Source organism: Burkholderia sp. PvR073 (assembly GCF_054055695.1).
Window position 1 is genome coordinate 89,590 of the sequence record NZ_JBSRXO010000015.1, and the last position, 21,014, is coordinate 110,603.

Below are 21,014 nucleotides of genomic sequence, written 5' to 3' on the forward strand. Positions count from 1 at the left end.
CACGATGAGACCGGGAACGGGCGCGACGCTGTTATCGTTACATTCGTGCTACGAATACATCGCCGTTACCTAACGCCGACAATGCGGCGCGCCGTTTCCGGTGCGCGTCGCCTATCGTTTACAGCACGCGACCCGGCCGGCCACACGCAGGTCCGCCGGCCTCCGTCCCACCGTCAGGAAACCGTCGCCATGAAAAAGCTCGTGAATCACCCGTCCGATGTCGTGCGCGAAATGCTCGAAGGCATCGCGCGACAGTCGCCGCATCTCGCGATCCTCGGCGACGAGCACGTGCTCGTCCGCCAGCCGCTGCCCGAGCCGTCGCAGCGCCCCGTCGCGATCCTGTCCGGCGGCGGCAGCGGCCACGAGCCCGCACACGGCGGCTATGTCGGCGAAGGGATGCTGAGCGCGGCCGTCTGCGGCGAAGTGTTCACGTCGCCGTCGACCGACGCCATACTCGCCGCCATCCGCGCGAGCGCCGGCCCGAACGGCGCACTGCTCGTCGTGAAGAACTACACCGGCGACCGCCTCAATTTCGGCCTGGCCGCCGAGCTCGCCCGCGCGGAGGGCATTCCGGTGGAGACGGTGATCGTCGCCGACGACGTGTCGCTGCGCGGCCGCGTCGAGCGCGGGCAGCGGCGCGGAATCGCGGGCACCGTGCTGATCCACAAGCTGGCCGGCGCGGCCGCCGCGCGCGGGCTGCCGCTTGCCCGCGTCGCGGCAATCGCGCGCGATGCGGCGGCCGAACTCGGCACGATGGGCGTCGCGCTCGACGGCTGCACGATCCCGGGCGCCGAGAAATCGGGGTTCAGTCTTGCCGATCACGAGATCGAGCTCGGCCTCGGCATCCACGGCGAAAAAGGCGTCGAACGCACCGCGCCGCTGCCGGCCGATGCGCTCGTCGACACGCTGCTGTCGAGCATCGTCGCCGATCTCGTGCTCGATCGCGGCGAACGCGTCGCGCTGTTCGTCAACGGTCTCGGCGCGACGCCGGACATGGAGCTGGCGATCGTGCTGCGCGCCGCGTACGACAACCTGAGCCGGCGCGGCATCACGGTCGCGCGCGCATGGGCCGGCACGTTCCTGTCCGCGCTGAACATGCCCGGCTGCTCGATCTCGCTGCTGCGGTTGAACGAAGAACGCGCCGCGCTGCTCGACGCGCCGACGCAGGCGCGCGCATGGCCTGGCGGCGGCGCGGTCAATGCGCAGATTCATGTGGCCGCGGCGGCCGCGCACGATGAGCCGCTGCCGCCGCTCGATGCGGCCGGTCGCGCGTGGGCCGCGCGGCTGCAGCCGGCGCTGCATGCGGTCGCGCAAGCGTTGATCGACAACGAGGCGACACTGACGGAACTCGACACGGCCGCGGGCGACGGCGATCTCGGTGCAAGCATGCATCGCGCCGCGCAGGCGATCCTCGCGTTGCCGGAAGCCGCGTACGGCACGCCGGCCGGTACGCTCGCGGCGCTGGGCGCCGCGTTGCGCCGCGCGATCGCGGGCAGTTCGGGACCGTTTTACGCGACCGCGCTGGTGCGCGCGTCGCGACGCCTCGCCATCAGCGACGATTCCGACGATACCGCCGAGCCGTCGGCGCGCGACTGGGCCGCGGCGTTCCGCGGCGCGGTGGAGGCGATCGGCGAACTGGGCGGCGCGCGCGCCGGCGACCGGACGATGCTCGACGCACTGGTGCCGGCCGCCGATGCGTTCGACCGCGCACTCGACCATGATCGCGACCCCGCGAGCGCATGGGCGGCCGCAGTCGAGGCTGCGGAACACGGTGCGCAGCAGACGGCCGGCATGACACCGCGCGCGGGACGGGCGAGCTATCTCGGCGAACGCGCGATCGGCACGCCGGATGGCGGCGCGGTGGCGGTCGCGTGCTGGTTGCGCGCGTTGCTGCCGCATGTGCGGTAGGCGCCGATTCGGGCGATGCGCCGGGCCTGCCGGGTCGCCGCGCCGCCGCATCGTCGTCCACGGCACCGGGAAAACTCCGATCCCCACATCGTCCTATGACATCGGGCCTCGCTCTTTGGCGGGATGACGTTGATCCTCGTCGGCGCCCGCCCGGGGCATGCTGATAGCGAGGATCCCTCACGCGATACGTGCCATCGTGGACTTCTGTTTCCACCGCCGCAGCCGTTCCGGACGAGACGGCTTCCCGCGGCGAGGAGCCGCATTGCCTGCCGAGGGCGATGCGCGTTGCAGGGGTACATCCGCTTGCCGCGCAGCGTGAGGTCGTTTCGCATGATCCACGGATACGGCAACTCGAGTCCCGCACCGCCCATCAGCACCACGCGCCCATACGGACGCACGGCCATCACGGGTGGCCGGTTTCGCTTGCGCCCGGCAGCGATTAACATCACTGCACTTTCCGTGGATGAGCCTGACCATGAACGATGCTCAAGACAAGGGCACAACCTCGATCAGCCTGGTACGTGAGGCGATTCTCGTGGCGACACAGCGGAATCTCGATGTGTCGGCCGTCCTCCAGCACGCTGGAATCGCGGCAGAATTATTGAATGCGCCGAGAGCCCGTGTGCCGGCGTTGGCCTTTTCGCGCCTGTGGGCGGCGCTGGCCGACCTGATGGACGACGAGTTCTTTGGTCTCGACAGCCACCCACTGCGCCGGGGCAGTTACGCGCTGATGTGTCACGCGGCGCTGCATTCGGACAATCTGGAACACGCGCTGCGTCGCATGCTGAAGTTCCTGCGTGCCGTTCTCGACGACATTCATGGGGAGTTGCGCTGCGAAGGCGAGCATGCCGTGATCATCCTTCATGACGATGGGCGCACACGCCGGCTCTTTGCCTACGGCACGTGGTTCATCCTCGTGCACGGTTTTGCATGCTGGCTCGCACGCAGACGGATTCCACTGATCGAGATGAGGTTTCGCGCGTCCGCACCTATCGATGACAGCGACTACCGCATGCGCTTCTGCGAGGACGTGACGTTCTCCGCGGAGGAGACCCTGATCCGGTTCGATCGCAGCTTCCTCGACCTCAAACTGTCCGGCACGGAAGCGAGCCTGCGGGCATTCCTGGAGAATGCACCAGCCAATATCCTGGTCAAGTATCGCAATGAATCGAGCACGACGGCCCAGGTCAGGCGCCGGCTAAGAAACCAGGCCCCCGACGACTGGCCGGACCTCGACGCGCTCTCGCGGCTGCTGAATCTATCCGCGGCCACGCTGCAACGCCGCCTGCTGGCCGAAGGCACGAACTACCGGCAACTGAAAGACGAATTGCGCCGCGACATCGCCATCGAGTTGTTTTCCAGCACGTCTCTCACGGTCGCCGAAGTCGCGGCACGGACTGGCTTTCAGGAAGCCAGTGCTTTTCACCGGGCCTTCAGGAAGTGGACGGGGGCCAGCCCGGGAATGTACCGCCACGGCAAGGCGAACGCTTGATCGTACGTCCGAGCGGTCGACAGGCTCGAGCCTCGTTTCCAAACGAGCATTGCGCAAGAGCATGGCTGCCGAGGCCAGGCAAGGCAACGCCGTGCAGCCGATGAATCGCCTATAGGCGGCCAGCGCCGAAACGGCGTCCCGCTCATGCCCCCTCGAATGCTCGGGGTGATGGGCAGCCAATGCACGAAGCACAACGAAAACCCGGCGTGTCCACAGACCTCACGCAAACTGAGGTCGGCGGGCATGGATTGGCGTGCCGGCCAGGCTGACACTGCAATCGCGTTCGGCAAACCAGAACAAGCCTCGCGCCCGGTTGCGCGGCGGAACCGGAGTTGGCTCCGCGAAATCCCCGCACTTGATAAACACCGCAAGACAAGCAATCGCTTACTCGGGCCGCAGTTTTCCCTTCAACCCGCCACCCAATCAGCGGCGCGAAAAGAGAAATTGCCCTCGATGAGCAGCGCATTGCGGTAGCAAAAAATATATGGAGACGAGAATGACAACCCGGTTCAGAACCCGCCGAAGCCCGGCTATTTTGAGTGTTCTATTCGCAGCATCAGCCGTTACCGTATCGGGCTGCGGCGGCGATGACGCGGCACCCGCAAACGCCGCGGTCGTGACGGCAGCCGCGAAGTGCAGTGCGTTGGCCGGCACGACCGTTCCTGCCAGCTCGATCGGGTTGCCGACAACCGGTGCTACTGTCGTGTCCGCGACGCTCGTGTCCGATACCGATTCTGGTAACCGCAATGGTGAGTACTGCAAAGTGCTTGGCACCATTCACCCGGTCGATTTCAACGCACCCGATATTCGGACGGAGGTGGATCTTCCGACCAACTTCAACGGAAAAGCGGTCCACTTTGGCGGCGGCGGATTTGACGGCACCATTGCCGATACCGAGGGTTCGCCCGCCGACGGGTTCCTGGCGGGGGCAGAGCCCGCGGGCGTCAGTACGCCGTTGCGCAGGGGCTACGTAACGATGGGGAGCGACAGCGGGCATGAGGGAAACGCCCTGGACGGTTCGTTTGCGGCAAACGACGAGGCACTCGCCAACTACGCAGGCGACCACATCAAGAAGACGCGTGATTTCGCAGCCTACCTTGCAAAGGCACGATATGGGTCGGACTTCGTGCACAGTTATTTCATTGGCGGCTCGAGCGGCGGACGACAAGGCTTGATCGCGGCGCAACGATTCCCGCACGACTACGACGGCATCATTTCGACCTTTCCCGCGTCGGGAATCACGGGACTGTGGCTGCAAATGGGCAGGATCTCGCGATCGCTGCTGGCGCCCGGCGGATACATCACGCCCGCCAAAGGCAAGGCCGTGCTCGCAGCGGTCATGAAGCAATGCGACGCGCTGGACGGCGTGACCGACGGCATTATCAGCAACCCTGCTGCGTGCGTGTTCGATCCAGCAGTGATTCGCTGCGCCGGCGGGGGAGACACCGGCGACAGTTGCTTGTCAGACGCGCAAATCAATACGATGACCACCGCTGGCACACCGCTCGACTTCAGCTTCAATCTGGCAAACGGAATTCAGACCTTTCCGGGATATAACGCGTTCTCCGGAGCGGACTTTTGGTCCACTCCCCTGACTTGGGGTAGCGCCGCCGCCGATGCGACAGTCGAGCCCGGGGTGATCGGCAAGACCGCATTTTTTTACGCGTTTCCAAATGACATGCTCCGGTTCGCGGTCGCTCGCGACGCTGCCGCCAGCATTCTGAATTTCAATCCTGCCAACCCGGGATCACTAACGTCGCGCGTCCAGGCGGTGAGCGCGCTCATGGACAGCACCGGCACCGATCTGAGTCAGTTCCAGAGCCGCGGCGGCAAGATCATTCTCCAGCACGGGCAATCAGACCAGTTCATCCCGGCGCAATTGTCGATCGATTACTACAACAGGCTGGTATCCCGATTCGGGCAGGGGCCACTGGGTCAATTTCTGAAGTTCTATCTCGTTCCGGGTGCGGCCCACGGCTTGGGCGGACAATTCAACGGTTCATATGACGGTCTGACGGTATTGGACAACTGGGTGACGAAAGGAATCGCGCCCAAAGATCTGACCATCACCGACCTGACTCCGGCAACAGCCGGACGTACCAGACCGATGTGCGAATACCCACAGTGGCCCAAATACATCGGGGGCGACCAGAATCTGGCGGCGAGCTTCTCGTGCTCGAATTAGTCCGGTTCGCCGTGCGCACCAATCGGCTGTGCCGGGTGGTTGGCTTCCGCCCGGAATTGTCCGCGCTGCCCCGACTGGGTCCGCACGTTCCGGCCCGATGCAAATCACCACCCTCGTTACGCCCGTACTCAAACGAATAGATGAATAACCCGTGCGATGCGGACCGTCGCACGGGGCACGGGTTGTCCGCGGGACTACGGCAATCCGTCGTCACGAGAAGCGATTTCTCCAACTGGCTGCCGCCAGTGGCGTAACGCCGCAAACATCGGTGTCCGATGACCTCATTCAGGTTGAAGTTCACGGACATGGACGGCCAATCGCGTCCGTCTGACACTGGTTGCAACTCGCGCGCATTTCAAGCACGACATTAAATCCAAGGAGACGACATGAACCAGATAGACGTGTACTCACTCGCCGGTCGGGCCAGATTCAATGGCTTTCATGCGCTTGTTCTGTTCTGGTGTGTCCTGATGTTGATACTCGACGGCTACGATCTTGCCGTCGTCGGCGCGGCGCTGCCGTCGATCATGAAGGACATGCGCATCGACGCGACCAGCGCTGGCATCATGGCCGGCTCGACGCTGTTTGGTGTCATGCTCGGCGCCATTTTCCTCGGCACGCTGGCTGACCGTTTCGGACGACCAACGATGATGTGCGTTTGCGTGGCCTTGTTCAGTCTGTTCACCGCGGCCGCCGGGTTGACGAGCGATCCCGTCAGTTTCAGCGTCACGCGCTTCGTCGCCGGCCTGGGCATCGGCGGCGTCTTGCCGATCGTCACCGCGCAGATGGCGGAGTTTTCACCCAATGCGTTGCGAACCCGATTGGTCACGCTAGTGTTCGCGGGATATTCGATTGGCGGGATTCTCGTGGCGCTGACCGCAAAGCAGCTTATCGGCAGCTACGGCTGGCAATCGGTCTTTTTCGCCGCCGGGCTGCCTGTCCTGCTGATCCCGTTCATCATCAGGACGATGCCCCATTCGATGGTCTTCCTGCTCAAACGCGGCCGGCACGCCAAATTGCGCGCGGTGCTGAAGCGGTTGGTGCCCGACTATCCGTTGAGCGGTCAAGAGCAGTTTGCGGGAGGTTCGTCAGACCAAGCCCAGGACGCATCGGTGCGACGCCTCTTCCAGGATGGGCGGGGCTTCAGTACCTCGATGATCTGGGTCGCGTTCGTTACAGGCCTCTTCATGGTCTACGCGCTCAGTTCGTGGTTGACCAAGCTGATGGCCATGGCCGGATATAGCCTGGGCTCGGCCTTGAACTTCGTGATTGTCTTCAATGTCGGCGCCATCGTCGGTGCGATCTTCGGCGGTTGGCTCAGCGACAAGGTCAACATCAAGCGGGTGCTGATTGCGTTTTACGTCGTCGGGGCGGTGGCGCTGTCACTGATGGGCTACACGAAGTCGACCGTATCGTTGTTTGTCGTCGTATTCGTTGTCGGCGCATCGACACTCGGTACGCAATTGCTGGCCTACGCTTATGCGGGAGACTTCTATCCGCATGCGATCCGGTCTACGGGTGTTGGCTTTGCTTCCGGCGTGGGCCGGATCGGCGCGATCGTGGCTCCGGTGCTCATTGGTTGCCTCGTGTCCTTGAAGCTGCCGCTCGAACAGAATTTCATGGCGATCGGCCTGGCTGGCCTCATCGGCGCGGCGGCGGTGACGCTGATCAACCAGACACGTGCCGACTCGCATCGCTCGAACAGTGCGCCTGTTGTCGCGGTTCAGGGTAGCGCGGGCCGCTGACGCTTCTGCCATGGCAACTCAATCGCCGACATTCTTGCGAACAACACGGCTCGTATGAGCTCTACCCTCGACAAACGCCACATGGCTCAGTGCAAAGCATCTTTCAATGCCGGCATCGAAATGGACCGTCTCTCTCCTCCTCCGTTGAACTCGTTCGCCGACGTGACCCGAGCCGTCGATTGGGCGCTCGTCACGCGGCGCAGCGTCCGCGCTTTCCTGCCCACACCGGTTCCGCGCGAGCACATCGAAGCCATCCTCGACGTGGCTCGCTTCAGCGCAACGGGCGTCAACATCCAGCCTTGGCATGTGCATGTCGTGACAGGCGCGACGAAGTCCCGCCTGTCGGCCGCCATCAACGCAATCAATGACGATCCAGGCCGCAGCGCCGACCTGGACGAGCCCTACGATTACTACCCGCGCGAATGGATCGCACCTTATGTGGATCGCCGGCGCGCGGTTGGCTGGAACCTGTATGGCTTGCTGGGCATCGAGAAGGGTGACAAGGAGCGGATGCACGTCCAGCACGGTCGCAACTACCGCTTCTTCGACGCACCGGTGGGCCTGTTCTTCACGGTTGACCGGGTCATGCGCGAAGGCAGTCTGCTCGACACGGGGATGTTCCTGCAAAGCGTCATGATCGCCGCCCGGGCGCGCGGCCTCGACACCTGCCCGCAGGCGGCCTTCAACAAGTTCCACCGCGTCATCGCCAACGAACTGTCCATTCCCGACAACCAGATGTTGGTGTGCGGAATGAGCCTGGGTTATGCGGATCACGGCTGCATCGAGAACACGCTGGTAACGGAGCGCAGTCCGGTAGGCGATTTCACTACTTTTTATAATGAATGAATGGAGACAACGTCATGAGTGCAACGGCCTATTCTCGTGGGCTCGAGAAGAACGCGGCAAACCACGTTCCATTGACGCCCCTGACCTTTCTCGATCGAACCGCCGACGTCTTTCCGAATCGAACCGCGATCATTCATGGCGACTTCCGGCAGACGTGGGCGGAAACGCGCGAGCGTTGCTATCGCTTCGCGTCGGCGCTCGTTCGGTTGGGAATCGAACCGGGCGACACGGTATCGATCATCGCGCCGAACACCCCGGCCATGCTTGAGGCCCACTTCGGCGTCCCGCTCTCGGGCGCCGTTCTCAATGCCATCAATTGCCGCCTCGATGCCGACGGCATCGCATTCATTCTGCGCCACGGAGAATGCAAGCTTCTGCTCGTGGACCGCGAACTGGCTCCTCTGGTCGAGAAAGCATTGCAGTCGGTTCCGCATCCGCCGCGCGTGATCGACATCAACGATCACGAAGCACCCGACGGCCCGGCCATCGGGGAAACCGATTATGAGTCGCTGCTGGCGAGCGGGGACCCGGCATTTGCAGGCCGCCGCCCGGTCGACGAGTGGACGCCGATCGCGTTGAACTACACCTCGGGCACCACGGGCGATCCGAAAGGTGTCGTTCCGAGCCACCGTGGCACCTATGTGATGAGCCTGTTGCAAATGACGAACTGGCCGCTCCCGCGTGCGCCGATCTACCTGTGGACGCTTCCCATGTTCCACGCGAATGGCTGGTGCTTCACATGGGCGATTACGGCAGCGGCGGGAACGCATGTCTGTTTGCGCAAGGTGAATGCCGCGAATATTCTCTCCGCCATCGCCGACCACGGCGTCGATCATTTTTGTGCGGCACCGATTGTCCTCGCAGGCATCGCGAGCGTGCCCCCGTCGGAACGGCAGCCGTTACCTCGTCGTGTGCGGGTCCTGACCGCCGGCTCGCCGGCGCCAGCAGCGGTGCTGGAGGCCGTCGGCGCGATGGGTTTCGACGTCGACCACGTCTTTGGCATTACCGAGATCGCCGGCACGCCGATCAGCTGTGCATGGCACGACGAGTGGGATACGTTGCCGTCGGAGCAGCAAGGGAGATTGAAAGCGCGACAAGGGGTACGCGCGGCCGCGTTCGAGAACTTGTCGGTCGCCGATCTCGCGACGCTCGAACCGGTCCCCGCCGATAGCACGTCTTGCGGCGAAGTTCTGGTCCGGGGGAATACGGTCATGATGGGATACCTCAAGAATGCCGACGCAACGGCACAAGCTTTCGCCGGCGGCTGGTTTCATACCGGCGATCTTGCGGTCGTTCATCCCGACGGCTATATCCAGATCACCGACCGCTCCAAGGACGTCATCATCTCGGGTGGAGAAAACATTTCGTCCGTGGAGGTGGAGGAGGTCATTTATCGCATGTCCGGCGTGCTCAACGCGGCCGTGGTCGCTCAGCCGGATGACAAATGGGGCGAGACGCCTTGTGCGTTCATCGAACTGAAACCGGATGCCTGTCACATCACCGAGCAGGATGTGATCCTGTTCTGTCGCGAGCGACTGGCGCATTTCAAATGCCCGCGTCGGGTGATTTTCGGCGAATTGCCCAAGACCGCTACAGGCAAGATCCAGAAGTTCCGTCTCCGGGAGCAAGCGGGCAGCCAGGTAGCGATCACGAGGTTGGCGGGATAGCGCTGTTGGTCCGCTTGGCGCCCCTGCGGTGCCTCACTGGACGACGGTGCGGGCTGGTCCTGTGGACACGGGCGCGGCTCGCTGCGGCGGGACACCGTGCCGGGTAAAGCACCCTGACGCATCAAAGACATCGATGACATCGCCCGCCGCCCGGCAACGGACGGCGGGCGATGTGCATTCCCGTGAACAGCACGGTCGATGCCCGATTGTTGTCGCCCGGACAACACGATGTGCGCACACGCGGTGCTACTGGCATCCGTCGCCGTTTCTTACAATCGTTCACACGCTCGATCGACATGCGAGCGAAGCGAAGTGCGCGACATTCACGGTCGCGCCCGCGAACCGCGCTGTGCAGTGCGGCTTACCCCACTTGATCAACAGGACGATTGACCATGAACAAATCAATCCGCAACGTACAGCCGGTTACCAGCCGCCTCGGCAACGAAGATTCGGGCGAACTCGTCTCTTCCCGCTATGCCGTGCGCATTGGCGACGTCGATGTCGTGCTGATCAGCGACGGCGTGCTGCCGCTGCCGACCTCCACCATGTCCACCAACGTAAGCGAAGCGGACCGCAACGAATGGTTCGACGGCCGTTTCCTGCAACGCGACATGTTCGACTGGGCGCTGAATATCGCGCTCGTGCGCAGCGGCGAGCGCCTGATCCTGATCGACTCGGGCGTGGGCGACGGTTTCGAATACTTCACGCGCGCCGGGCGGTCGGTCATGCGTCTGGAATCGGCCGGCATCGACCTGGCTGCGATCACCGATATCGTGATCACGCACATGCACATGGATCACGTCGGCGGGCTGAACACCGACGGCGTCAAGGCCCGGCTGAGCCCGGACGTGCGCATTCACGTATCGGCCGCGGAAGTCGCGTTCTGGAAGAATCCGGATTTCAGCAAGACGGTGATGCCGGAAACCGTTCCGCCCGCGCTGCGCAAGGCGGCCGCGAAGTTCGTCGAACTCTACGGCGAAAACATCGTGCAGTTCGACCGGACCGTGGAAGTCGCGCCGGGCGTGTCGGCGCGCGTGACGGGCGGACACACGCCGGGACACTGCGTGGTGGACATCGCGTCGAAGGGTGAAAAGCTGACGTTCGTCGGCGACGCGGTCTTCGAAGTCAACTTCGACAATCCCGACTGGCAAAACGGCTTCGAGCATGATCCGGAAGCAGCGGTCGACGTGCGTATCGCGCTGTTCAACGAAGCCGCCGAAACCGGCGCGCTGCTGGCCGCGGCGCATGTGGCGTTCCCGTCCATCGGGCATGTTGCAAGGAACGGCGAAGGTTTCCGCTTCGTTCCCGTTACGTGGGACTACTGATTGATGCTCGGCTGACGACGGACGACGTTTCCCGAATCGGCACCCATCAATAGAAAAGCGCCGCCGCACTCCCCTGCGACGGCGTCATCTCGCGCAGCAACGCGCACATCAGGACCGCATGGCACTCACGCGACGGTCGAAATATTCCGTTCCGCGACCTCGTCCACGGCGTCCTTCACGATACCGGCGATCCCGCCCGCTTCCTCGCGCGCGATCGAGAAATCGACCATTTCGCGCTCGGCCGTATCGAGCATGTCGTTCGACATCGATTCGGTCACGCGCGCGGCCACGAAGCTGCCGCGCACGACTTCGCAACGGCTCAGGCCCTGCCTTTCAAGTTCCTTGTAGGCATGGGCGACGGTCTGCACGCTAACGCAGAGGCTCGACGCCACGTCGCGCTGCGGCGCGAGCCGCGCGCCCGGTGCCAGCGCGCCGATATCTCGGTCCGTCCCCTCTCGATGTCTCCGTCGTTGCTTTCGCATGGTCGCTCAGAAAGACACCCGGAAATTACTGTCCTGGTGCAATCGCGTGCGTAAGCAGGACGGTGCGGAATGCATGATGCGCTCCATTCATTCCGCGTGACCGGTGCGCGGCCGTCCAGGGCGCGCGGCGCGTCGGGCCTACAACGCCCGACACCCCCACACGGATCGACCAACCGCCGGCGGCGATGCCGGTCGCCACAGTCGGGCCGATAGGGTCTGGGTCGATCCGCCGCGAATTCACAAGCTTACAGCTCGACCAGCCGCGTGCCTGCTGCCTGAATTGCTCGTTGCAGGCTGGCGCCGCGGCGTGCGGCAATGACACCGAGGTGACAAAACCGATAGTTTGCTATCGAATATTATTACCTCTATCATCTCGCCCATGACCAATCTGCACGACCTTCGCCTCGCTGTCAGCAGCCTGCTGGTGCTCACCGCGCGCAAGTGGCGCCGCACGAGCGACGCCGTGCTGACCGCGTACAACGTGTCCGAAGCCTGCGCGACCCCGCTGCTGATCGCCGGCCGCCTCGGTGAAGGCGTGCGCCAGGGCACGCTCGCCGAGCACGTCGGCATCGAGGGGCCGTCACTCGTGCGCCTGCTCGACCAGCTGTGCGCGGCCGGCCTCGCACGCCGCGACGAGGATCCGCACGACCGCCGTGCGAAGACGATTTCGCTGACGGCCGCCGGCCGCGCGGTCACCGCGAAGATGGAAGAAGACCTTCGCGTGCTGCGCGCGCAGGTGCTCAAGGGCGTCACGCGCGCCGATCTCGAAGCGACGCTGCGCGTCCTGAACGCATTCGGCGCGGCCGATGCGCAGCACCCGGCGTCACGTCCGTCCCATCCCGCCGATTCCGCGTCATGACCTATCCGAGCCTTCGCGACTGGCTGTTCTCGGGCAAGACGTTCGCCGCGTCGATGCTGGCGCTGTACCTCGGCCTGTATTTCCAGCTGCCGCGTCCGTACTGGGCGATGGCGAGCGTCTACATCGTGTCGAACCCGTTCGTCGGCGCGACGCGCTCGAAGGCGCTGTATCGCGCGCTCGGCACCGCGCTCGGCGCGGCCGCCGCGATCCTGTTCGTGCCGCCGTTCGTCGAGACGCCGCTCCTGTTCAGCATCATCGTCGCGACGTGGTGCGGCACGCTGCTCTACCTCGCGATCTCCGACCGCACCGCGCGCAGCTACGTGTTCATGCTCGCCGGCTACACGATGCCGCTGGTCGCGCTGCCCACCGTGACCGATCCGTCGACGATCTTCGACGTCGCGATCGCGCGCACCGAGGAAATCGTGCTCGGCATCGTGTGCGCGAGCGTGGTCGGCAGCGCCGTGTTCCCGAACCGGCTCGCGCCGACGCTGATCGAGCGCACCGACGCGTGGTTCAAGGACGCCGCGTTCTACGGCCGCGAGACGCTGTCCGGACACCTCGCGGGCAAAGCGCTGTCCGCGTGCCGGCAGCGCCTCGCCGCGACCATCACCGGCCTCGAATTCCTGCTGAGCCAGCTGAGCTACGACCACGCGCACCCGCACGTGCTCGCCCGCACGCAGGCGCTCGCGGGCCGGATGCAGCTGTTCCTGCCGCTGATGTCGTCGCTCGCCGATCCGCTGATCGCGCTGATGCGCGACCTGCACGTGCGCCCTCCCGCGCTCGACGCGCTGCTCGCCGACGCCGCAAAGTGGTTCGACGCACCGCTGCCTGCCTTGAAGGCCGGCACCGACGGCGCGACGGCTGACGACCCGGTCGCGGACAACCTGCGCGCGCGCATCGCGTCGCTGCAGCCCCCCGACAGTGCGCTGACGAGCTGGGACGGCGCGCTGCTGTCGAACGCACTGTGGCGGTTGCGCCAGGTCATCGACATCTGGCAAGACTGCCGCTCGCTGCGCGCGCTGATCGCGAACGAGTCGGGTGTCTGGCAGCCGCGTTACCGGCACTGGCGGCTCGGCGGCACCGAGCGCTTCTTCGATCGCGGGATGATGCTGTTCTCGACGCTGACCGTGGTCGGCGCGATCGTGTTCGCGTGCTGGCTGTGGATCCAGTCCGGCTGGCACGACGGCGCCGGCGCCGTCACACTCGTCGCCGTCGCGTGCAGCTTTTTCGCGGCGCTCGACGAGCCCGCGCCGCTGGTGTTCAAGTTCTTCCTGGCCACCACCGCGAGCGTCGTGTTCGCGGGCCTGTACCTGTTCGCCGTGCTGCCGCACGTGCACGACTTCGCGATGCTCGTGCTGATGTTCGCCGGCCCGTTCATCCTGATCGGCACGCTGCTGCCGCGTCCGCAGTTCAACATGGTGACGATGCTCGTCGCGGTGAACACCGCGACCTTCATCAGCATCCAGAGCGCGTACGAGGCCGACTTCTTCGTATTCCTGAACAGCAATCTCGCAGGCGTCGCCGGGCTGCTGTTCGCATACGTATGGACGCGGGCGACGCGGCCGTTCGGCGCGGAACTCGCGGTGCGGCGACTGCTGCGCTCGGGCTGGGAGGACGTCGCCCGCTCCGCATCGACGCAGCCGCTCGACGACCAGCGCAACCATGCGTCGCGCATGCTCGATCGCGTCACGCAACTGCTGCCGCGCCTCGGTGCGTCCGACGATCACCGCCATCCGTCGATCGAGAGCTTCCGCGACCTGCGCATCGCGCTGAACGCGCTCGACCTGCGCCGCTCGCGCCGCAAGCTGTCGGGCGACGTGCCCGACGCGATCGACCGCGTGCTGGCCGGCGTCACCGATCACTACACGCGCTGCGCGGCCGCGAACGTGCGCCAGCCCGCGCCGCCGGCGCTGCTCGCGTCGATCGACGATGCGTTGCAGCGCGTGGCCGGCCGCAACCTGCCGGGCGCTGCAGCCGCACCGGCGGACGACGGCACGACGCCCGCGGCCCCAGCAGCCCCCGCGGCGCCGGCCACGCCCGCGACGCACCGCCGGCTGCGCGATACGCTGCACGCGCTCGTCGGCCTGCGGCTGTCGCTGTACCCGGGTGCGTCCGCGCAGCCGCCCCAAGCCGCGCCGGACGGAGCACGCGCATGATCCTGCTTTCCAACCTGTCTTTCCGACCGCGACCATGATCGGCGAAATCGACATCTTCGGCGTATTCGTGCCGGCTCCGCTCGTGCTGATGCTGATCGCCTACCTGATCAACATCGTCGTGCGCGCCCTGCTCGAGCGCGTCGGCTTTTACCGCCTCGTCTGGCACCGTTCGATCTTCGACCTCGGCATCTACGTGTTCGTGTTTGCCGCCGTCGTCATCGTGTCTCACCATCTCGTGGCTAGCTAACCGTGAAAAAAACCTGGCTCTCGGCAGGGCAGATCCTGCTCACCCTGATCGTCGTCGTCGTGGCCGCCCTCGTGCTGTGGCGGATCATCAACTACTACATGTTCTCGCCGTGGACACGCGACGGGCACGTGCGCGCCGACGTGATCCAGGTCGCGCCCGACGTGTCGGGACTCATCACCGCGGTGCAGGTCGCCGACAACCAGGAGGTCAAGCGCGGGCAGGTGCTGTTCGTGATCGACCAGGCGCGCTACACGCTCACGGAACAGCTGGCCGAAGCGACGCTCGCGCAGCGCCGCGCGACGCTCGCTCAGGCGAAGCGCGAATACGCGCGCAACCTGCAGCTCGGCAACCTGGTCGCCAGCGAACAGGTCGAGGAAAGCCGCACACGTGTCGAGCAGGGCGAAGCTGCCGTCGCCGATGCGCAGGTGTCGCTCGACACCGCGAAACTGAACCTGCAGCGCACGACGATCGTGAGCCCCGTCGACGGCTACCTGAACGACCGCGCGCCGCGCGTCGGCGAATACGTGCCGGCCGGCCGCGCGGTGCTGTCGGTCGTCGACCGCAATTCGTTCCGCGTCGACGGCTACTTCGAGGAAACCAAGCTGCGCGGCATCCACATCGGCCAGCCGGTCGACATCGTCGTGATGGGCGAGCCGCATCCGCTGCGCGGCCACGTGCAGAGCATCGTCGCCGCGATCGAGGATCGCGACCGCACGCAGGGCGCGAACCTGCTGCCGAACGTGAACCCGGCATTCAGCTGGGTGCGGCTCGCGCAGCGCGTGCCGGTGCGGGTCGTGCTCGACGAGGTGCCCGACGACTTCCGGATGATCGCCGGCCGCACCGCGACCGTCGCGGTGCGCGCCGACACGCGCCGCGACGACAAGGCGAAGCCGGCTGCCGGCGCTTCCACGGCAGCCGTGCCGCCTGCTTCGTCGCCCGCGGCAGCCGCACCCGCGGCCGTCAGCGCGACGGGAGCATCGCAATGAAGCGGCACGGCCTGCGCCTCGCGGCGGCACTCGCGCCGCTCGCGCTCGCACTCGGCGCGTGCAAGTCCGTCGGGCCCGATTACACGCTGCCGCAGCAGGCGTACGTGAATGCACCGCTCGCGAACCATGCGCTCGACGACGCGAACGGCGCGCTCGTCTCGCGCAACGCCGTGCCCGGCAACTGGTGGCAGCTGTACGACGATCCCGTGCTCGACGCGCTCGTGCGTAGCGCGCTGAAATCGAACACCGACCTGCGCGTCGCCGCGGCCAACCTCGCGCGTTCGCGCGCGGCGCTGGAAGTCGCAAACGAACAGGGCGGCTTCTCCGGCAGCGCGGAAGCAGCCGTTCAGCGCGCGCAGGAATCGGCCGAGCAGTATCTGCTCGAAAACAAGCTGCCGGTCGTCAACGAAGGCACGGTCGGCATCAGCGTGTCGTATGAGCTCGATCTGTTCGGCAAGCTGCGGCGCGGCGTCGAGGCCGCGCGCGCGGATAGCGAAGCCGTGCAGGCGGCCGCCGACCTGGCGCGCATCACGGTCGTCGCGGACGTCGTGCGTGCCTACGTCGAATCGTGCTCCGCCGGCGACGAGCTCGCGATCGCGAAGCAGTCGCTCGCGCTGCAGCAGCAGCGCGTGAAGCTGTCACAGCGGCTGCGCGATGCGGGGCGCGGCAACCAGACCGACGTGACGCGTGGCGTCACGCAGGTGCGCACGCTGTCCGCCGACATCCCGCGTTTCGAAGGTCGCCGCAAGATCGCGCAATACCAGCTCGCCGCGCTGCTCGCACGCTCGCCGGCCGACCTGCCGAAGGCGGTCGCCGAATGCGAGCGCCTGCCGAAGCTGCGCCAGCCGATTCCGATCGGCGACGGCGCCGCGCTGCTGCGACGCCGCCCCGACGTTCGCGAAGCCGAGCGCCAGCTCGCCGCCGCGACCGCACGGATCGGCGTCGCGACCGCCGCGCTGTATCCGTCGATCAGCATCGGCGCGTCGGCCGGCTCGGTCGGCGTCGCCGCCGACCTGTTCTCGTCCACCACGAATCGCTGGTCGTTCGGACCACTGATCAGCTGGTCGTTCCCGGTCAACGGCCAGCGCGCACGCGTGCGCGAAGCCGAAGCCGCGAGCGGCGGCGCACTCGCGCACTTCGACGGCGTCGTGCTGAACGCGCTGCGCGAAACGCAGTCGAGTCTCGCGACCTACGCGGCCGATGTGCAACGCACCGATGCGCTGCGCACGGCCTACGAATCGGCGCGCAATTCCGCTGACGAAACGCACCGGCTCTATATGGCCGGCCGCGAATCGTTCATCTCCGATCTCGATGCGACGCGCACGCTCACGAGTGTGCGCGCGCAGGTCGCCGCGGCCGAAGGGCAAGTCGCCGCCGACCAGGTGAAGCTGTTCCTCGCGCTCGGCGGCGGATGGGAACGCGACGCGGCGCCCGCTGTGTCGCAGCAGACGTCGGCGGCCGGTGCGCCGGCTGCTGCGTCGGCCCCGACCAGGTAATCGCGCGCGGTGCGGGACGGCGTGCGTGACACGCGTGCCGTCCCGCATCACCGTGCGCGGTCTCGCATGTCCGGTATGTCGATGCCGACGGCGCGCATCACCGGCATTGCCGGTAAACTCGTCCGCGGTTTCCATCATTCGCTCGCCGCCCGCCCCGGGCGGCCCATGTTCCGGAGGATCATCATGCGAAGCAGTGCCCGTAATCAGTTCGCCGGCCAGATTAGCGCCGTCAAGCCCGGTGCCGTCAACGACGAAATCACGCTGCGTACCCAGGACGGCCTCGACATCGTCGCCGTGATCACGCACGGCAGCGTCGCCTCGCTCGATCTCGCGGCCGGCACGAAGGCGTTCGCGCTCGTCAAGGCATCGTCGGTGATCGTGATGGTCGACGTCGACAGCAGCAAGGTGTCTGCCCGCAACTGCATCGCGGGCAACGTGTCGTCGATCGCGAAGGGTGCAGTCAATTCGGAAGTCGTGATCCAGGCTGCGGGTGGCGCGGAAATCGTCGCGATCGTCACCAACGACAGCGTCGATCGTCTCGGCCTCGCGAGCGGCAAGCCAGCGTCGGCGATCTTCAAGGCGTCGAGCGTGATCGTCGGAGTCGAGTGATCGCCTGATCGACTGACCGATTGCGATGACGCCCCATCGTTCGCCGCACCTGCAAGCGGCGCGCAACGCTCGACCGGCGTGCGGGCGCACACGATGACGTCCGCGCTCGAGCACGCGCATCGGCGCGTATTGCAATCGCTGCTGTCCGCGGCGACCGACGCCGCGTCCCCGGATGCATGTCTGTTCGGCGCACTCGTCGCGGCACGCGCATGCCGCAACGAACTCGCGCTGCTCGGCCTGTCTCCTGCCCAGTTGAGCAGCCTGCTTGCCCGCCAGTTTCCGCGCCTGCGTTCCACCGATGCCGCCGCGCTCGTGCCGACCGAAAACATCGCGGCGCTGCCGGCCGCGCACGCGCAGTTCGTCGCGACGCTGCACGCGCTGCTGATGCGGGATGCGCATCCCGCCGTCGCGCGCGACGATGCCGACTGCGTCGCGGCAATCATCGCGCATGCGTGCCTGCGCCCCGATCACCTGTGGCGCGATCTCGGCCTTGACGGACGCAATGCGGTTTCGGCGATGCTCGACCGCTATTTCCCCGCGCTCGCCGCGCGCAATGTCGCGCAGTTGCGCTGGAAGAAATTTCTCGCGCAGGAAGTGGCCGCATCGCTCGGCCTGACGCCCGGGCCCGCGCCCGGATGTCCGGGCCGCGAGGATTTCGGATTCTGCTTTCCCCGGCAACGATAGTCACGACGTCGCCCTGCGTGGCTTGTCGATACGCAGCGTTTGCCGATCATGCACGAAATCCATCGGCGCGCTTTCCCGCGCGTTCGTTCGATCGCAACGCCCACCGGAGGAACAGCCTTGACCGACTTAGCGACGCCCAATCTGCCGTCACGCGATTTCGAAGCCACATCGCAGTTCTACGCGAAACTCGGCTTCGTCGAAACCTGGCGCGACGACAACTGGATGATCCTGAGGCGCGGCGACCTGCTGCTGGAATTCTTTCCGCATCCCGGCCTCGATCCGGCCACGAGCTGGTTCAGCTGCTGTTTCCGGCTCGCCGACGTCGGCGCGTTTTTCGATGAGGTGCTCGCGGCCGGCATTCCGGAGCAGACGACCGGCTGGCCGCGTGCGCATCGGCCGAAACGCGAGCCATGGGGCGGTACCCTCGGCGCGCTGATCGACCTGGACGGTTCATTGATTCGACTGATTCAGACGGACGACTGAGTCACTACGGTCGACTGAATCGATGGGTGTCGAAGGGGCACGGCGGGCAAGAAACGCCCCCCATAAACGGTTACCTTGCGATACGCGTTGCGCGCGTCTTTGTCCGTGGGGCGCGCGGTCAGTGTCGATGGCGGTGGTGAATGTCCGGGAAATGCGCGTGACTGTGCGTGATCGGCAGATGCACGTGCGGATGCGTGTGCGGTTCATCGCCATCGTACGGAAAGTCGTGCGTGTGCTGATGATGTTCGTCATGCCGATGCCGGTGCGTATGCGCGAGCCGCTCGTGCGCATGTTCGTGTTCGTGCCGTTCGCGCACATGCAGCCAGATGCCGAGCGCCATCAACGCAGCCGCGATCCAGAACGTGACGGACGGCAGTGCCGGCCAGATCAGCAGCGACAGCACGACGCCGAACAGCGGCGCCACGGAAAAATACGCGCCCGTGCGCGGACTGCCGAGATGACGCAGCGCGACGACGAACAACACGAGACTGATCCCGTAGCCGCCGAGGCCAGTCAGCATCGCGGCAGCCGTGGCCGGAATAGTGGGTAGGGCCGCGCCGGCCGCGAGCGCGATGCCGATATTCACGGGCCCGGCGACCAGGCCTTTCACGCACGCGATGACCATCGCATCGTTCGCGGCGACCTTGCGGGTCAGGTTGTTGTCGATCGCCCAGCACAGGCACGCGGCGGCGATCAGCAGCGCACCGACCGGCACGCCCGCGCGCCCCGGCACCCACGACAGCAGCGTGCCGCCGGTGACGATCGCGACCATGCCGAGAAACACCTGGAGATCCACGTTTTCGCGAAACACGACCCACGCGATGACGGCCGTCAGCACGCCTTCGAGATTGAGCAGCAGCGCACTCGTCGCGGCCGGCGTGCTCGACAGCCCGAGCATCAACAGCGCCGGGCCTGCGACGCCGCCGGCCGCGATCGCGCCGGCAAGCCACGGCAGGTCCGCGCGTTGCAGCGGTGCGGCATTCCCGGCCGGCGCGCGGCGGCGGCGCAACCCGCGAAGCAGGATCCCGATGGCGAGACCGACCCCGCTGCCGAGATAGAACAGGCCCGCGACCATGAACGGCGACATTGCGCCGAGCAGTGCCTTGGCGAGCGGCGTCGCGGCACCGAACAGCGCGGCGGCGATGAGCGCGACGAGAATCGCGGAATGTCTCGGGTTCATGATGCGATCTTTGCGTAAGGCGTTGGGCGTAGGGCGTCGGCAGGCTTCATGTGATGCGGTGGCGCGGATGGTTTTCCTTGGGGATTGCCGGGCAGCTCGCGTCGGCTTTCAGGCACCTGTCACGTCATACGTGGTCGGCAATGTGTATCGGCCCGGCGTTCCCGGCTGCGGAGATTATCGGCGTTTGTGTCGCGGGTCGCCAACCAATGGGCTGGCGGCCGCTGCGGTGGCGGCGCGTCCGGACATCACACGTCGGTCCCGCGACTAGGGCTGTACTTCGCGCCCGACAACGACTGACGCGAGACATATTGGCGTGAGTGCGAATCGGACACTTGATCTGCGCTCGCTCCGCGTACTTTAGGAAAACGAACTATTGTGACGCGACGTGAGCGGATTCGTGATGCACACCGTCCTTGTTTCGATATCCGGTCGCCATGCTCGTTCAACACGAACGATGCATTGCGCAAGCTGCGTTCGCCGATGCGCTTTCATCGCCGGTTTGATTGGTAGTTCGATGCTGATGGGTGGACGGCTAGCTGACTGGCGATGTCGCCAGCGGAGGCAGTCCCGACCTGCCCCGAGCGGGGACAGGCCGGTCTGTCACGTGTGCGCTGCACGCGCGGTGCAGGCGGGCCGTCACCGCGCGATCGCGCGGCGACGCATT

Annotated in this window: 16 protein-coding genes and 1 pseudogene; 15 read left to right on the forward strand and 2 right to left on the reverse strand. The window is 65.8% G+C overall.

The window, feature by feature from the left end:
- The first annotated feature begins 189 nt into the window (after positions 1–189).
- The 7 genes from ACVK00_RS31075 (at position 190) to ACVK00_RS31105 (ending at position 11,168) form a co-directional block, all read left to right on the forward strand.
- Positions 190–1,908, forward strand: a complete 1,719-nt coding sequence (locus ACVK00_RS31075) for a dihydroxyacetone kinase family protein (protein WP_284901090.1) — start codon at positions 190–192, stop codon at positions 1,906–1,908.
- 475 nt (positions 1,909–2,383) lie between these two features.
- Complete coding sequence (locus ACVK00_RS31080) at positions 2,384–3,400, forward strand: AraC family transcriptional regulator (RefSeq protein WP_284901088.1); 1,017 nt, start codon at positions 2,384–2,386, stop codon at positions 3,398–3,400.
- A gap of 496 nt (positions 3,401–3,896) precedes the next feature.
- Positions 3,897–5,585: a tannase/feruloyl esterase family alpha/beta hydrolase gene (locus ACVK00_RS31085; RefSeq protein WP_284901086.1), complete on the forward strand. Its 1,689-nt coding sequence runs from the start codon at positions 3,897–3,899 to the stop codon at positions 5,583–5,585.
- Positions 5,586–5,971: 386 nt separating this feature from the next.
- Positions 5,972–7,330: an MFS transporter gene (locus ACVK00_RS31090; protein ID WP_284901084.1), complete on the forward strand. Its 1,359-nt coding sequence runs from the start codon at positions 5,972–5,974 to the stop codon at positions 7,328–7,330.
- A gap of 81 nt (positions 7,331–7,411) precedes the next feature.
- Positions 7,412–8,176 (forward strand): nitroreductase, encoded by a 765-nt coding sequence (locus tag ACVK00_RS31095; protein WP_284901239.1) that lies wholly within the window; start codon positions 7,412–7,414, stop codon positions 8,174–8,176.
- 14 nt (positions 8,177–8,190) lie between these two features.
- Positions 8,191–9,843, forward strand: coding sequence for an AMP-binding protein (locus ACVK00_RS31100; protein WP_284901082.1), 1,653 nt, complete (start codon positions 8,191–8,193; stop codon positions 9,841–9,843).
- A 392-nt stretch (positions 9,844–10,235) separates the two neighbouring features.
- Positions 10,236–11,168, forward strand: coding sequence for an MBL fold metallo-hydrolase (locus ACVK00_RS31105; RefSeq protein WP_284901079.1), 933 nt, complete (start codon positions 10,236–10,238; stop codon positions 11,166–11,168).
- 206 nt (positions 11,169–11,374) lie between these two features.
- Here ACVK00_RS31105 and ACVK00_RS31110 read toward each other — a convergent pair.
- Positions 11,375–11,614, reverse strand: a pseudogene (locus ACVK00_RS31110) (PLP-dependent aminotransferase family protein); the annotation flags it as partial.
- 415 nt (positions 11,615–12,029) lie between these two features.
- On the opposite strand from ACVK00_RS31110, the gene ACVK00_RS31115 reads away from it, so the two are divergent.
- The 8 genes from ACVK00_RS31115 (at position 12,030) to ACVK00_RS31150 (ending at position 19,170) form a co-directional block, all read left to right on the forward strand.
- Entirely contained in the window at positions 12,030–12,509 is a 480-nt protein-coding gene (locus ACVK00_RS31115) for a MarR family winged helix-turn-helix transcriptional regulator (protein WP_006755464.1), read from the forward strand.
- On the forward strand, positions 12,506–14,665 hold the full coding sequence (locus ACVK00_RS31120; RefSeq protein WP_284901077.1) for an FUSC family protein: 2,160 nt from the start codon (positions 12,506–12,508) through the stop codon (positions 14,663–14,665). Before ACVK00_RS31115 ends, ACVK00_RS31120 begins: the two co-directional genes overlap by 4 nt.
- Before the next feature lie 34 nt (positions 14,666–14,699).
- Positions 14,700–14,912: a DUF1656 domain-containing protein gene (locus tag ACVK00_RS31125; protein WP_006755496.1), complete on the forward strand. Its 213-nt coding sequence runs from the start codon at positions 14,700–14,702 to the stop codon at positions 14,910–14,912.
- Between the two features lie 2 nt (positions 14,913–14,914).
- A complete protein-coding gene (locus ACVK00_RS31130) occupies positions 14,915–15,898 on the forward strand; it encodes an efflux RND transporter periplasmic adaptor subunit (RefSeq protein WP_284901076.1) in 984 nt (327 codons plus the stop codon).
- On the forward strand, positions 15,895–17,394 hold the full coding sequence (locus ACVK00_RS31135) for an efflux transporter outer membrane subunit (protein ID WP_284901075.1): 1,500 nt from the start codon (positions 15,895–15,897) through the stop codon (positions 17,392–17,394). Before ACVK00_RS31130 ends, ACVK00_RS31135 begins: the two co-directional genes overlap by 4 nt.
- 183 nt (positions 17,395–17,577) lie before the next feature.
- Complete coding sequence (locus tag ACVK00_RS31140; protein ID WP_284901074.1) at positions 17,578–18,003, forward strand: TOBE domain-containing protein; 426 nt, start codon at positions 17,578–17,580, stop codon at positions 18,001–18,003.
- Between the two features lie 93 nt (positions 18,004–18,096).
- Positions 18,097–18,687, forward strand: a complete 591-nt coding sequence (locus tag ACVK00_RS31145) for a nitrogen fixation protein NifQ (protein WP_284901072.1) — start codon at positions 18,097–18,099, stop codon at positions 18,685–18,687.
- Between the two features lie 117 nt (positions 18,688–18,804).
- Entirely contained in the window at positions 18,805–19,170 is a 366-nt protein-coding gene (locus tag ACVK00_RS31150) for a bleomycin resistance protein (RefSeq protein WP_228910964.1), read from the forward strand.
- Between the two features lie 118 nt (positions 19,171–19,288).
- Here ACVK00_RS31150 and ACVK00_RS31155 read toward each other — a convergent pair whose 3' ends face one another.
- Positions 19,289–20,350, reverse strand: coding sequence for a DMT family transporter (locus tag ACVK00_RS31155; RefSeq protein WP_354123374.1), 1,062 nt, complete (start codon positions 20,348–20,350; stop codon positions 19,289–19,291).
- Between the last annotated feature and the right edge of the window lie 664 nt (positions 20,351–21,014).

Coding starts and splice junctions, on each gene's coding strand:
- ACVK00_RS31155 (WP_354123374.1), bottom strand. CDS start 20,350: ATGAACCCGAGACATTCCGCGATTCTCGTCGCGCTCATCGCCGCCGCG.
- ACVK00_RS31145 (WP_284901072.1), top strand. CDS start 18,097: ATGACGTCCGCGCTCGAGCACGCGCATCGGCGCGTATTGCAATCGCTG.
- ACVK00_RS31125 (WP_006755496.1), top strand. CDS start 14,700: ATGATCGGCGAAATCGACATCTTCGGCGTATTCGTGCCGGCTCCGCTC.
- ACVK00_RS31075 (WP_284901090.1), top strand. CDS start 190: ATGAAAAAGCTCGTGAATCACCCGTCCGATGTCGTGCGCGAAATGCTC.
- ACVK00_RS31135 (WP_284901075.1), top strand. CDS start 15,895: ATGAAGCGGCACGGCCTGCGCCTCGCGGCGGCACTCGCGCCGCTCGCG.
- ACVK00_RS31080 (WP_284901088.1), top strand. CDS start 2,384: ATGAACGATGCTCAAGACAAGGGCACAACCTCGATCAGCCTGGTACGT.
- ACVK00_RS31090 (WP_284901084.1), top strand. CDS start 5,972: ATGAACCAGATAGACGTGTACTCACTCGCCGGTCGGGCCAGATTCAAT.
- ACVK00_RS31115 (WP_006755464.1), top strand. CDS start 12,030: ATGACCAATCTGCACGACCTTCGCCTCGCTGTCAGCAGCCTGCTGGTG.
- ACVK00_RS31085 (WP_284901086.1), top strand. CDS start 3,897: ATGACAACCCGGTTCAGAACCCGCCGAAGCCCGGCTATTTTGAGTGTT.
- ACVK00_RS31120 (WP_284901077.1), top strand. CDS start 12,506: ATGACCTATCCGAGCCTTCGCGACTGGCTGTTCTCGGGCAAGACGTTC.
- ACVK00_RS31105 (WP_284901079.1), top strand. CDS start 10,236: ATGAACAAATCAATCCGCAACGTACAGCCGGTTACCAGCCGCCTCGGC.
- ACVK00_RS31095 (WP_284901239.1), top strand. CDS start 7,412: ATGGCTCAGTGCAAAGCATCTTTCAATGCCGGCATCGAAATGGACCGT.
- ACVK00_RS31100 (WP_284901082.1), top strand. CDS start 8,191: ATGAGTGCAACGGCCTATTCTCGTGGGCTCGAGAAGAACGCGGCAAAC.
- ACVK00_RS31140 (WP_284901074.1), top strand. CDS start 17,578: ATGCGAAGCAGTGCCCGTAATCAGTTCGCCGGCCAGATTAGCGCCGTC.